Source organism: Xanthomonas sp. WHRI 8393, from assembly GCF_040203315.1.
GTDB lineage: Bacteria > Pseudomonadota > Gammaproteobacteria > Xanthomonadales > Xanthomonadaceae > Xanthomonas > Xanthomonas arboricola.
In genome coordinates this window covers 646,755-659,619 of record NZ_JBEGGL010000002.1, presented here as the reverse complement: position 1 = coordinate 659,619, position 12,865 = coordinate 646,755, and the positions used below count along the sequence as shown (strand labels likewise).

At 68.3% G+C, this 12,865-nt stretch carries 11 protein-coding genes; 5 read left to right on the top strand and 6 right to left on the bottom strand.

The genetic code is table 11. From position 1 onward, the window contains the following. The first annotated feature begins 29 nt into the window (after nucleotides 1-29). The 5 genes from kynU (at nucleotide 30) to ABQ137_RS08900 (ending at nucleotide 5,767) form a co-directional block, all read left to right on the top strand. A complete protein-coding gene (kynU, locus tag ABQ137_RS08920; RefSeq protein ID WP_349782070.1) occupies nucleotides 30-1,301 on the top strand; it encodes a kynureninase in 1,272 nt (423 codons plus the stop codon). Between the two features lie 172 nt (nucleotides 1,302-1,473). After that, nucleotides 1,474-2,841 (top strand): FAD-dependent oxidoreductase, encoded by a 1,368-nt coding sequence (locus ABQ137_RS08915; protein WP_349782068.1) that lies wholly within the window; start codon nucleotides 1,474-1,476, stop codon nucleotides 2,839-2,841. 106 nt (nucleotides 2,842-2,947) lie between these two features. Then, complete coding sequence (gene sbcB / locus ABQ137_RS08910) at nucleotides 2,948-4,393, top strand: exodeoxyribonuclease I (protein WP_349782066.1); 1,446 nt, start codon at nucleotides 2,948-2,950, stop codon at nucleotides 4,391-4,393. Further along, the gene (locus ABQ137_RS08905; protein ID WP_024940671.1) at nucleotides 4,390-5,076 is read left to right on the top strand and encodes a DUF2461 domain-containing protein; all 687 of its coding nucleotides are present in this window, start codon (nucleotides 4,390-4,392) and stop codon (nucleotides 5,074-5,076) included. The genes sbcB and ABQ137_RS08905 overlap by 4 nt, the downstream gene beginning before the upstream one ends. A gap of 124 nt (nucleotides 5,077-5,200) precedes the next feature. Further along, complete coding sequence (locus tag ABQ137_RS08900) at nucleotides 5,201-5,767, top strand: DUF2939 domain-containing protein (protein WP_349782064.1); 567 nt, start codon at nucleotides 5,201-5,203, stop codon at nucleotides 5,765-5,767. Between the two features lie 67 nt (nucleotides 5,768-5,834). On the opposite strand, the gene ABQ137_RS08895 is transcribed toward ABQ137_RS08900, so the two are convergent. From ABQ137_RS08895 to ABQ137_RS08870, 6 genes are all read right to left on the bottom strand, one after another. Then, on the bottom strand, nucleotides 5,835-6,578 hold the full coding sequence (locus tag ABQ137_RS08895; protein WP_047124991.1) for a spermine/spermidine synthase domain-containing protein: 744 nt from the start codon (nucleotides 6,576-6,578) through the stop codon (nucleotides 5,835-5,837). Next, entirely contained in the window at nucleotides 6,575-7,540 is a 966-nt protein-coding gene (locus tag ABQ137_RS08890; RefSeq protein WP_349782062.1) for a 5'-nucleotidase, read from the bottom strand. Before ABQ137_RS08890 ends, ABQ137_RS08895 begins: the two co-directional genes overlap by 4 nt. A gap of 175 nt (nucleotides 7,541-7,715) precedes the next feature. Continuing rightward, the gene (locus ABQ137_RS08885) at nucleotides 7,716-8,492 is read right to left on the bottom strand and encodes an NAD kinase (RefSeq protein WP_016902458.1); all 777 of its coding nucleotides are present in this window, start codon (nucleotides 8,490-8,492) and stop codon (nucleotides 7,716-7,718) included. 199 nt (nucleotides 8,493-8,691) lie between these two features. After that, a complete protein-coding gene (gene rlmKL / locus ABQ137_RS08880) occupies nucleotides 8,692-10,827 on the bottom strand; it encodes a bifunctional 23S rRNA (guanine(2069)-N(7))-methyltransferase RlmK/23S rRNA (guanine(2445)-N(2))-methyltransferase RlmL (RefSeq protein ID WP_016902459.1) in 2,136 nt (711 codons plus the stop codon). Beyond that, nucleotides 10,824-11,015 (bottom strand): hypothetical protein, encoded by a 192-nt coding sequence (locus ABQ137_RS08875; protein ID WP_081008586.1) that lies wholly within the window; start codon nucleotides 11,013-11,015, stop codon nucleotides 10,824-10,826. The genes rlmKL and ABQ137_RS08875 overlap by 4 nt, the downstream gene beginning before the upstream one ends. Then, nucleotides 10,994-12,607: an ABC-F family ATP-binding cassette domain-containing protein gene (locus tag ABQ137_RS08870; protein WP_167708746.1), complete on the bottom strand. Its 1,614-nt coding sequence runs from the start codon at nucleotides 12,605-12,607 to the stop codon at nucleotides 10,994-10,996. The genes ABQ137_RS08875 and ABQ137_RS08870 overlap by 22 nt, the downstream gene beginning before the upstream one ends. Between the last annotated feature and the right edge of the window lie 258 nt (nucleotides 12,608-12,865).

The window sequence follows — 12,865 nt, the reverse complement described above, 5'->3', positions numbered from 1 at the left end:
GTCACTGACCTGCGTTGCGAGCCGTGATCATGACCGACCTGCTGTCCCGCGCCCATGCCGTTGCCCTGGACGCCGCCGACCCGCTGCGCCACCTGCGCGATGACTTCGTGTTCCCGCAGCATGCCGGCCAGGACCAGACCTATTTCGTCGGCAATTCGCTGGGCCTGCAGCCGCGCGGCGCGCGCGCGATGGTGGCCGAAGTGCTCGACCAGTGGGGCGCGCTCGCGGTGGAAGGCCACTTCACCGGTCCCACCCAGTGGCTGACCTATCACCAGCTGGTGCGCGATGGCCTGGCGCGCGTGGTCGGCGCGCAGCCCGGCGAGGTGGTCGCGATGAACACGCTGAGCGTCAACCTGCATCTGATGATGGCCAGCTTCTACCGGCCCACGCCCGAGCGTGGCGCCATCCTGATCGAAGCCGGCGCGTTTCCGTCCGACCGCCATGCGGTGGAATCGCAACTGCGCCTGCATGGGCTGGATCCGGCCACGCAGCTGATCGAAGTGGAAGCCGACCAACCCAATGGCACGGTATCGATGGCGGCGATCGCCGATGCCATCGCACGGCACGGTCCGCGGCTGGCGCTGGTGCTGTGGCCCGGCATCCAGTACCGCACCGGCCAGGCCTTCGAGCTGGGCGAAATCGTGCGCCTGGCACGCGCGCAGGGCGCGATGGTGGGTTTCGACCTGGCGCATGCGGTCGGCAATATCGCGTTGACGCTGCACGACGACGGCGCGGATTTCGCGGTGTGGTGCCACTACAAATATCTCAACGCCGGCCCCGGCGCGGTGGGTGGCTGTTTCGTGCACGCACGCCATGCCAACAGCGACCTGCCGCGCATGGCCGGTTGGTGGGGACATGAGCAGCAGAGCCGCTTCCGCATGGAACCGCAGTTCGTGCCCTCGCCTGGCGCCGAAGGCTGGCAGCTGAGCAATCCGCCGGTGCTGGCGCTGGCGCCGCTGCGTGCGTCGCTGGAGCTGTTCGATCAGGCCGGCATGCCGGCGCTGCGCGCCAAGTCCGAACAACTCACCGGGCACCTGGAACAGCTGATCCACGCCCGCGTGCCGCAGGTGCTGCAGATCATCACCCCGGCCGAGCCGGCGCAACGCGGCTGCCAGTTGTCGTTGCGGGTGGCCGGTGGCCGCGCGCAGGGGCGCTCGCTGTTCGAGTACCTGCAGTCGGTCGGCGTGCTCGGCGACTGGCGCGAACCGGACGTGATCCGCATCGCGCCGGTGCCGCTGTACAACCGCTTCAGCGATCTGCATCGGTTGGTCGAACAGGTGGAAACCTGGACCAGCGCCTGAGTACGCACGGCACAGACCGTGCCATCGACCAGATCGGTGCGTGGGCCGGAACCGGCACACGCGCACGTACACTCCGAACCCGCACCTGGCTGATCGCGGCAGGTGCCGTTGCCAGCCATCCCCGTCCCCCCCCTTCGCCGGCACTTGCGTCCGGCCGCTGCCGGATACCGCATTGAGCGCAGTCTCTCCCCGTTCCCTGACCTTGATCGGCGCTGGCCTGGCCGGTTGCCTGCTGGCCATCCTGTTGTCGCGTCGCGGCTGGCAGGTCACCGTCTACGAGCGCCGCGGCGATCCGCGCATCAAGGGCTACGAGTCCGGCCGCTCGATCAACCTGGCGCTGGCCGAGCGCGGCCGCCATGCGCTGCGCCAGGCCGGTGCCGAAGACGCGGTGATGGCCAAGGCGGTGATGATGCGCGGGCGCATGGTGCATCCGTTGATCGGCGAAACGCAGCTGCAACGCTACGGACGCGACGACAGCGAGGTGATCTGGTCGATCCACCGCGCCGCATTGAATGTCGCACTGCTGGATCTGGCCGAACGCGCCGGCGCACGCGTGCATTTCTATCGCCGCCTGCACACGGTGGACTTCGATGCCGGCTATGCGCGCTTCATCGACGACCGCGACGACCAGCCGCACGAAATCCACTTCCAGAGCCTGATCGGCAGCGATGGCGCCGGCTCGGCGTTGCGCGCGGCGATGCAGCGCAAGTCGCCGCTGGGTGAGCGCACCGAATTCCTCGATCACTCCTACAAGGAGCTGGAAATTCCGCCGTTGCCTGGTGGCGGTTTCCGCATCGAAGGCAATGCGCTGCACATCTGGCCGCGCGGGCGCTACATGTGCATCGCGCTGCCCAACGACGGCGGCACCTTCACCGTCACGCTATTCCTGCCCAACGCCGGCGAGCCCAGCTTTGCCACCACGCGTACCGGCGACGAAGCGCTGGCCCTGTTTGCGCGTGATTTTCCCGATGCCCTGCCGCTGATCCCGCAGCTCAAGGAGCATTGGGAAGAACATCCGCCCGGCCTGCTCGGCACCCTCACCCTGGACCGCTGGCATCTGGGCGGCCGCGCACTGCTGATCGGCGACGCCGCGCATGCGATGGTGCCGTTCCACGGCCAGGGCATGAACTGCGCCTTCGAAGATTGCGTGGCGCTGGCAGAGCAGCTGGATGCGCACGAGGATCTGGAGACCGCGTTTGCCGCATTCCAGGCCGCACGCCGTGACGACGCCGCAGCGATCCAGCAAATGGCGCTGGAGAATTACCTGGAGATGCGCGACCGCGTCGACGATCCCGATTTCCTGCTGCAACGCGCGCTCGAACAGCAATTGCAGGCGCGCTGGCCCACCCGTTTCGTGCCGCATTACACGATGGTGACCTTCCTGCGCACGCGCTACTCGATCGCCCTGGCGCGCAGCGAGATCCAGCGTCAGATCCTGGTCGAGGCCACGCGCGGGCACAGCGACCTGTCGCACATCGACTGGGCCGCGCTGGAAACGGTCGTGCATGCGCGCCTGCAGCCGCTGGAAGGCGCGCACTGATCCACCCGCACAGGCCGGCGTCAGCAGGCGTAGGTGCGGATAAGAGATACTAGGCAGCACTGGCGGCGCCCTGCGCAGCGCGCCGCGGATCTGGATTTCATACGGCATGCCTGACAGCTTTCTCTTCTACGACCTGGAAACCTTCGGCCAGGATCCACGCCGCACGCGCATCGCACAGTTCGCCGCGGTGCGTACCGATGCGCAACTGCGCGTGATCGAAGAGCCGATCAGTTTCTATGTGCAACCGGCCGACGATCTGCTGCCCTCGCCGTACGCGACCATGGTCACCGGCATCACCCCGCAACACGCACTGCGCGAAGGCGTGAGCGAGGCCGAAGCGTTCGCGCGCATCTCCGAGCAGATGAGCCGGCCGCAGACCTGCACGCTGGGCTACAACTCGATCCGCTTCGACGACGAGTTCGTGCGCTGCGGGCTGTTCCGCAATTTCTACGACCCGTACGAGCGCGAGTGGCGCGGCGGCAATTCGCGCTGGGACCTGCTCGACGTGTTGCGGCTGGTGCATGCGCTGCGCCCTGACGGCATCGTCTGGCCGCAGCGCGAAGACGGCGCCACCTCGTTCAAGCTCGAACACCTGGCCGATGCCAACGCAGTGCGCGAAGGCGACGCGCACGAGGCGCTGTCGGACGTGTACGCCACCATCGGCATGGCGCGCAGGTTCCAGCAACATCAACCCAAGTTGTGGGACTACGCACTGCGCCTGCGCGACAAGCGCTTTGCGGCGACGCTGCTGGACGTCATCGCGATGCAGCCGGTGCTGCATATCTCGCAGCGCTATCCCGCCTCGCGCATGTGCGCCGCCGCGGTGCTGCCGTTGACGCGCCATCCGCGCATCGACAGCCGCGTGATCGTGTTCGATCTGGACGGCGATCCTGAAGTGCTGTTGCGCCTGAGCCCCGACGAGATCGCCGACCGGCTGTATATCCGAGCCGCCGACCTGCCCGAAGGCGAGCAGCGCATTCCGCTCAAGGAAGTGCACTTGAACAAGTCGCCGGCACTGGTGGCCTGGCAGCATCTGCGCGCAGCGGATTTTCAGCGCCTGGGCATCGACCACGACGCGGTGCTGGCCAAGGCTGCACGCCTGCGCGAGCTCGGCCCTGAGCTGGCCGAAAAAGTGCGCCAGGTGTACGGCAACGAGCGCGCTGCCGCGCCGGCGGTCAACGATGCCGATGCCTCGCTCTACGACGGCTTCCTGGCCGAAGGCGACAAGCGCCTGCTGGCGCAGGTGCGCGCCAGTGCGCCGGCCGAACTGGGCGCGCTGGAGTCGCGCTTTCGCGACCCGCGCCTGGTCGAGTTGCTGTTCCGCTACCGCGCGCGCAACTGGCCGCAGACGCTGTCGTTCGAAGAGCAGGAACGCTGGAACGTCTACCGTCGCCAGCGCCTGCTCGAAGACCGTGGCCTGGGCGAGGTCACGCTCGATCAGTTCCATGCGCAGATCGCGGATTTACGGCTTGCTCACCCCGGCGATGCTACCAAGCAGTCCCTGCTCGATCAGCTCGCCGCCTGGGGTTTGGACCTCCAACGCACGCTATGACCACCTATTTCTCCGACGCCAGTTTCAAGTTCCTGCGCGCCCTGGCGCGCCACAACGACAAGACCTGGTTCAACGATCACCGGCATCAGTACGAGGCGCATGTGCGCCAGCCGTTCCTGCAGCTCATCACCGACCTGCAGCCGGCCCTGGCCGAGGTCAGCGAGCACTATCGCGCCGATCCCAAGACCCAGGGCGGCTCGCTGTTTCGCATCTACCGCGATGCGCGTTTTTCCAACGACAAGTCGCCGTACAAGAACTGGCAGGGCGCGCGCCTGTTCCATGAGCGCCGCCGCCAGGTGCCGGCGCCGTCGTTCTACATCCATCTGCAGCCGGGCGAAAGCTTCGTCGGTGCCGGGCTGTGGCATCCGGAGCCGGACACCCAGCGCAAGCTGCGCCAGTTCATCTTCGACAATCCCGCCAACTGGAAAGCGGCCGCCTACGAACCCAGACTGCGCCGCAAGTTCGCGCTGGACGACAGCGAGAAACTGGTGCGCGCACCGCGCGGTTTTCCCAACGAGTTCGAGTTCATCGACGATCTCAAGCATCGCAACTGGGCGTACCTGCGTCATCTCGACGATGCCGTCATGACCGGCCCGCGCCTGCGCCAGACCATCGAGGCCGACCTGGTGGTGCTGGCGCCGTTCGTCGATTACCTGTGCGCCGCGCTGGATCTGGAATTTTGATGGATCGCGCGGCGCCGACGGCCATCGACGCGGCGCCGGCGACCGGCACACCGAAGCGATCTCTCGCTGCGCGGCGCTGTGCATCGCTGCGTCTTGCACCAACCACCGCGATGGACTGCACACCATGAACAAACGCTGGTTGCTATTGCCCGTACTGGCCGTGCTGCTGCTTGTCAGCTATGTGGTTGCAGGCCCGTACCTGGCCATTCGCGGCATCAGCCAGGCCGTCGCCAATCGCGACGCCGCGCAGCTGGAACGCCATGTGGATTTCCCCAGCCTGCGGGTCAACCTCAAGGCGCAGCTGGACGATTACCTGGTTCGCCAGGCCGGCAGCCGCATGCAATCGAGCCTGCTCGGCGGGTTCGCCCTGCAGCTCGCCAGCGGTATCAGCGGTGCCGGCGTGGACACGCTGGTGACGCCGCTGGGCATCGGCGCGCTGCTGCAAGGCCATAGCGTGTGGAATCGCATCACCGGCACCACCGTCAGCCCGGACACCTATGCGGCCCCGGCGCCGGCGCGTCCGCTGCAAGGCGCCGAGCAGCGCTTCGAATCCACCCGCCGCTTCACCGCCACCACCCGCACCGCGACCGGAGCGCCGGTGGTGTTCGTGCTGACCCGCCAAGGGCTGCGCTGGCGGCTGACCGATATCCAGCTGCCGCTGGCAGATGCGGAAACTCCGCTGCCCCCATGACCGCGCACCTGCGAACGCGGTCGAAGTGTTCTCCTTCGCAGGCTGACGCCGCGCGCCGGACAGCGGCTTACGAAAACCGCCAGGCCCGCTCCATCCACGCTGCCTGCAGCCGCAGCATCGACGGCCGCAGCTGCCGGCGCGCCGGCCACGGCAACGTCGCCAGCACCTGCTCCGCAGTGCCCGGCGTGCGTTTGCCGTTCCAGGCATACAGCAACTGGTTGCGCGGATCCGGCTCGGGCAACAGCAGCACCCGCCCATCGAATACCTCGCGCAGCGCGGCCAGATGCCCGGCCAGCGGCACCTGGAACAGGTTCAGCGCCAGCACACCGCCGGGCGTCAGCGCAGCGCGGCAATCGGCGTAGAACTCGGGCGTGCACAACGCCGGTGGGATGCCATCGGCATCGTAGGCATCCAGCAGCAACAGGTCGTAGCGCCCGGCACGCGTGCCGATCCATTGCGCACCGTCGCCGTGCGTAACCTCAAGCCGCGCATCGTCGCGCGGCACGCCAAACGCATCGCGCAACGCCAGCACCTGCGCATCGGCGTCCACCGCCTCGATGCGCGTGCTGCGCAGATAGCGGTGGCAGAACTTGGCCTGCGCGCCGCCGCCGAAGCCGATCAGGCCGATGCGTTCGGGCCGCGGCTGCAGCCATAGCGCCGCCAGCATGCCGCGCGTATACGGCAGCATCAGCCGGTACGGCGCCCAGCGCGACATGCGGGTCTGCACGGTGTCGTCGGCGAAGTACAACTCCAGCTGGCGCCAGCTGGAGCGCAGCGCGGCGCGTCCGGCCGGCTTCGGTGCCTCGCTCACCTACCCGGCGGATCGTTGGCCACGCCATGCGGTACGTGGCCGGCCGCCACGTGCTGATGTTGGCGCGCACTGTCGATGTTGTGCTGCGAGTCGTCGAAGAAGATGTCCGCGCCAAACGCCTCCAGGAACGGCCCCTTGTGCCGCCCACCGAGGAACAGCGCCTCGTCCAGACGCACGCCCCACTCGCGCAGGGTGCGGATCACCCGTTCGTGCGCCGGCGCCGAGCGCGCGGTGACCAGCGCGGTGCGGATCGGCGAGGACTCGCCCGGCGGGAATGCCGCCTGCAGCGCATGCAGCGCCGACAGGAAATTGCGGAACGGCCCCACCGACAACGGCTCGCGCGCTCGTTCGCGCTCGTGGCGCCCGAATGCCTCCACGCCCTGCTCGCGCGAGATGCGTTCGCTCTCGTCGCCGAAGATCACCGCATCGCCGTCGAAGGCGATGCGCAGCTGCGTCGACAGGCGGCTTTCGTCGTTGTCCACGATCGCCGCGGCGGCCTCGGCGCGTTCGCCCGGCGCGCGCGGCATGATGGTCGCCGCCGCAATGCCATGGGTGAGCGCACGCCGTACCGACTCCGGGTTGGCCGACAGGAACAGGTCGGTGCCGAACGGCTTCACGTACGGCCAGGTCGGCTGACCCGAGGTGAAGGTCGCCCGCACGATGCCCAGGTTGTAGTGCTGGATCGAATTGAAGATGCGCAGCCCGGTGTCGGCGGAATTGCGCGACAGCAGGATCACTTCCACACGCGGGGTTTCTTCGGGCACATCGTGGTTGAGCGCCAGCAGCTTGCGCACCACCGGAAAGGCCACGCCCGGCTCCAGGATGTCGTCCTCATGCTCGCGCTGGAACGCCGAATACGCCTCCACGCCATCGGCCTCGAACAGCGCGTGGCCTTCTTCGAGATCGAACAGCGCGCGCGAGGTCACTGCGACGGTCAGGAGTCTTGGGGAGTTATCAGCCATAGGGGTGCCGGGAATGGGGAATCGGGATTGGGGAATGGGTTGGAGCAACAACGAATGTTCTGGGATTTGAGATGGTTACTTGCACTGCATCGTACCTTGGGCACGCGCAGGCTCGGCTGCACGTCGCGCTGCTGCCGTTGCCAATCCCCAATCCCCACTCCCCAATCCCCGCTCCTCAAACCGCAAACTGTTCGCTGAAGATGCGTTCTTCCAGATTGTGTTCGGGATCGAACAGCAGCGTCACCTGGCGCTGGGTGGATTCGCGGATGGTCACTTCGACCACATCGCGGATCTCGTGCGAGTCGGCGGTGACGCTGACCGGGCGCTTGTACGGGTCCAGCACGCGGAAGCACACTTCGGTGTCGGCCTTGAGGATCGCGCCACGCCAGCGGCGCGGGCGATACGGGGCGATCGGGGTCAGCGCCAGCGTGTGCGAGCCCAGCGGCAGGATCGGCCCGTGCGCGGAATAGTTGTAGGCGGTGCTGCCGGCTGGCGTGGCGACCATGACACCGTCGCCGATCAGCTCGGCGATGCGGGTCTGGCCATTGAGATCCACGCTCAGGTGCGCGGCCTGGCGGGTCTGGCGCAGCAGCGAGACCTCGTTGTAGGCCAGCGACACCGTGCTGGCACCGGACTCGGTCTGCACCTGCATTTCCAGCGGGCGCAGGTGCGCCGGTTCGGCACGTTGCAGACGCGCGAGCAGGTCGTCCTCGTCGTCGCGGTACTGGTTCATCAAGAACCCGACCGAGCCCAGCTTCATGCCGAACACCGGCTTGCTGGCAGCGCCGTGCCGGTGCAGGGTCTGCAGCATGAAGCCGTCCCCGCCCAGGGCACAGACGATGTCGGCGGTGTCCAGCGCATGATCGCCATAGCGCTGCACAAGACGCGCGCGCGCGGTCACCGCCGGCTCGGCGTGACTGGCGAGAAAGGCAATCCGGGGTGGTGCGGTCATCGTTGACTCCAGAGCATGCGAATCAGCATACCGCAGCGCTGTGGTGGGCTTGTTGGCTAGCCGCCCCGCCCTCGCCTGCGCGGACGCGCCTGCGCGATCGGGCGCCACCGGTGACACGGCGCACGTCAGCGCAACGGGCGCGGCAATCCCGCGCGCGCCCTGCGCGTACTGCCCGGCCAGACGTCACCGGGCCACTTCCTCAGGCGGTCAACCGCCAGGCGCGATGGATGCGCGCATGCCGCTCGAAATCCGGGTCGATGGTGCGCGGGCTGATTTCCTCGCACTGCGCAAACTCGGCCACCAGTTCCTCGTCCAGCTTGAAGCGGCGGAAGTTGTTGGAGAAATACAGCACCCCACCCGGCGCCAGGCGCGCCACTGCCGCGCGTAACAGCCGCACATGCTCGCGCTGGATGTCGAAGTCTTCGGCGCGTGCGGAGTTGGAGAAGGTCGGCGGGTCGCAGAAGATCACGTCGAAATGCGCGCGCTCGGCTTCCAGCCAGGCCAGCGCGTCGGCCTGCACCAGCTTGTGCTTGCTGCCGGCCTGGCCGTTCAGGGCCAGGTTGTCGGCGCACCACTGCAGATAGGTACCGGACAGGTCCACGCTGGTGGTCGAGCTCGCGCCGGCCACCGCCGCTTCCACGCTGGCCACGCCGGTGTAGCAGAACAGGTTGAGGAAGCGCCGCCCCTTCGATTGCGTGGCCATGGTGCCGCGCAACGGGCGATGATCCAGGAACAGGCCGGTATCCAGGTAATCGAACAGATTCACCCGCAGCAGCGCGCCATGTTCGCGCACGTTGATGAATTCGTTGCGCTGCTCGAAGCGGCCGTACTTGCTGCCGCCCTTGCCGCGCTCGCGCGATTTGAGCGCCACGCGTTCGCCCGGCACCTCGAACACCTCGCGTGCGGCGGCCAGCAGTTCGCCCAGACGGCGGCGCACGTCGGCTTCCGGAATCGTCGCCGGCGCCGCGTATTCCTGCACATGCAGAAACACGCGGCGATCGCCATCGGCTTGCTGGTACACGTCGATGGCGGCGGAGTATTCCGGCAGATCGGCGTCGTAGACGCGGAAGCATTCGATGCCTTCGCGTGCGCGCCACTTCTTGAACTTCTGCAGGTTCTTGCGCAGGCGGTTGGCAACCATCTGTGCGCCTTCGCTGAGCGCGGTCGGCGCCGCCAGCGGGGTGCGCCGCGGCACCGCGATCGGGTCGCAGACGATCAACGCGCATTCGATTGCGCCATTGAACAGCTGGTATTTCTTGCCCGCGCGCAGGCCGGTGGCATACGCCAGCTCGGCGTTGCCGCACAGCAGGCTGGCCCGCCATTGCGGCACGGCGCGCTGCAGGGTATCGCCCAGGCGGCGATACAGCGCCGCATCGGCGGCCAGACGTTCGTCGTAAGGCGGATTGCACACCACCACGCCGGTGGCCTGCGGCGGGGTCTGCAGGTCGCCCACCTCGCGCACGCCGAACCAGATCGCCTCGGCCACGCCAGCCACTTGCGCATTTTCTTTCGCGGCGCGGATCGCATGCGGGTCCATGTCGCTGCCGTGGATCACCTGCCGGAGCGCGGCGCGGCCGAGACTGTCGCGCTCGCGCGCTTCGCCCACCAGTTGCTGCCAGCCCTCGCGGTCGAAGCCGCGCCAGCGGCTGGGGAGATCGCTGCCATAGCGCTGCAGGCCGGGCGCCACGTCGGCGGCCATCAGCGCGCCTTCGATCAGCAGGGTGCCGCTGCCGCACATCGGATCCAGCAGGCCGCCGCCATCGGCGTAGGCGCGCGGCCAACCGGCGCGCAGCAACACCGCCGCGGCCAGATTTTCCTTGAGCGGCGCATCGTTCTGCGCCATGCGCCAACCGCGCCGGTGCAGCGGGCCGCCGCCCAGATCCACCGAAATGGTGGCGCGGCCCTTGCGCAGCGACAGGTTCAAACGCAGATCCGGGCTGTCCACATCCACCGATGGACGCTCCAGGCCCTGCCGGCGCATGGTGTCGACCACCGCGTCCTTGATCCGCTGCGCCGCGTAACGGGCATGCGTGATCGCGGTGCCGGAGACATGCGCGTCCACCGACAGCGTGTGGCCGACGGACAGGTGCTCGTCCCACGGCAATTCGGCCACCCCGGCATACAGCGCGTCCTCGTCCGGGCAATCGAATTCGCTCAGCGGCCACAACACGCGGCTGGCCAGGCGCGACCACAGCACGGCGCGCTGCGCGTCGCGCAGGTCGCCTTCGACGTTGACGCCGGAGATGGTGGCGGTGGCCTTGCTGGCCCCGAGCGACAGCAGCTCGTCGGCAAGCAGGTATTCCAGGCCCTTGGCACAGGATGCGAAGAATTTCACGTAGGCAGGTATCGATGGAGACGCTGGCCGTGGGGGCGAGCGTGGGAGCAGGACGCTGGGCCGGCGCCCGGGAGGGCAAAGCCGTGGCCGCCGCGGGCGGGGCGCAAATGGTCGGCCATCGGAGCCGGCTTTACCAGCCCGCCGGCCGGATCGCCCACCGCGCGGTTCACCACGGCGCCAGCCGCCACTGCGGCTGCGCAGTCTCCAGGCGCTGCCGCAGGCCCAGCCGCTGCAGGAAGGCGGCATCGTGCGAGGCGACGATCAGCGCCCCCTGGTAGCTGCGCAGCAGCGCCTCGATCGCTTCCACCGCGGCCAGGTCCAGGTGGTTGGTCGGCTCGTCCAGCAACAGCAGTTGCGCCGGCTGCGCCCGGTACAGCGCACAGGCCAGTGCCGCCTTGAGCCGTTGGCCGCCGCTGAGCTGGCCGGTGGGCAGGTCGGCACGCTGCTGGTCCAGCCCCAGCAGCGCCAGCCGCAGCCGCTGCGCGTGGGCTGGCGCGTCCGGGTCTGCATCCTGCAGCTGCGCAGCGGCCGAGCGCGCCGGATCCAGCAGCCCCAGGTGCTGATCCAGGTACGCCACCGGCACATGCACCTGGCAACGCCCCGCGCTGGGTTGCAGGCGCCCGGCCAGCAGCTGCAGCAACGACGACTTGCCGCTGCCATTGGGGCCGACCAGGCCGATCCGCGGCTGCCCATGCAGCAGCAGGTCCACCCGCCGCCCGCCCAGCCGTCCGTCGGCCAGCTCCACCTGCTGCAGCGTGGCCAGCTGCCGCGATGCACCGGCGGGCGATGTCGGCGCCAGGAGCGCGATCGTGGGGTCGTCCTGCACCAGCGCTGCGGCCTGCACCACCGCCTCGCTCAGCCGCGCCTGTTCGGCCTGGCGTTGCTGTTGCAGCCGCCCCGCGCTGAGCTCGCTGCGCTGCTTCTGCGCGCCGAGCAGGATCGCGGCCTGGTTGGCCTGTCCTGCGGCACGCGCGCCGCGTGCCTGGCGTTGCTGTTGACGCTGCTGCTGTTCGCGCAGCGCCTGCTCACCGCGTGAACGCGCCTGTTTGCGCTGGGCCAGCAACGTGCTGGCCGCCTGCTGTTCGATGGCGCGCTGCTGCGCATAGAACGTGTAATTGCCGCCGTAGCTGCGCAGCCCCTGCGCGGACAATTCAACGATGCGCTGCATCGCATCGAGCAGGTCGCGGTCGTGGCTGATCACCAGCAAGCCACCGCTCCACGCCAGTAACTGATCCATCAGCCGCTGCCGTTGCGGGCCATCCAGGTGATTGCTGGGCTCGTCCAGAATCAACAGGTCCGGCCGGGTCAGAAACGCACCGGCCAGTGCCACGCGCGTCGCTTCGCCGCCGCTGAACTGCGCGGCCGGTGCACGCGGATCGCGCCCACCCAGACCTTGTCGTTCGAGTTCTGCGGCAAATTGCGCATGGGCGGTCCAGCGCTCGCTGACCAGTTCAAAATCGGCGGGCGCAACGCTGCCGGCGGCGATACGGTCCAGCGCATCCAGCAGCGGCGCGACACCGGCCAGTTCGGCAATGCTCTGCCCCGGCGCCACGCGCACGCGCTGCGGCAGGTAATGCACGCTGCCGTTGCGCACGCAACGCCCGGCGCTGGGCAGCACCTCGCCGGCCAGCAGGCGCGCAAGCACGCTCTTGCCCACGCCATTGCGCCCGACCAGGCCGGTGGCACGTTGGTCGATGTGGATGGACAGATCGGAAAATAGCGGGCTGCCATCGGGCAGCACATACGCAACGCTTTCCAGCGTCAGCGACGGACAGGTCATACGGGTCTCCATTGCATGCCAGCACACGCACCGATCCAGCCGGACCGGCAGCGGGTAAGGCCGTCATCACGACGGCGGCATCAATGGCGCATTGGACCAATCCTCAGACAGTGGGCAATGCGGCAAAGTGTAGGTCAGCCTGCGAGCCAGGCCAAATCGCAGGCGTGGCCGCGGTCAAGCCCAGCATGGCGAGCACCGGCGTTCATGGCGTTTCATGCTCCTGCAGGCCAGCACCTCGCCGACCTCCAGGCGCCCCCG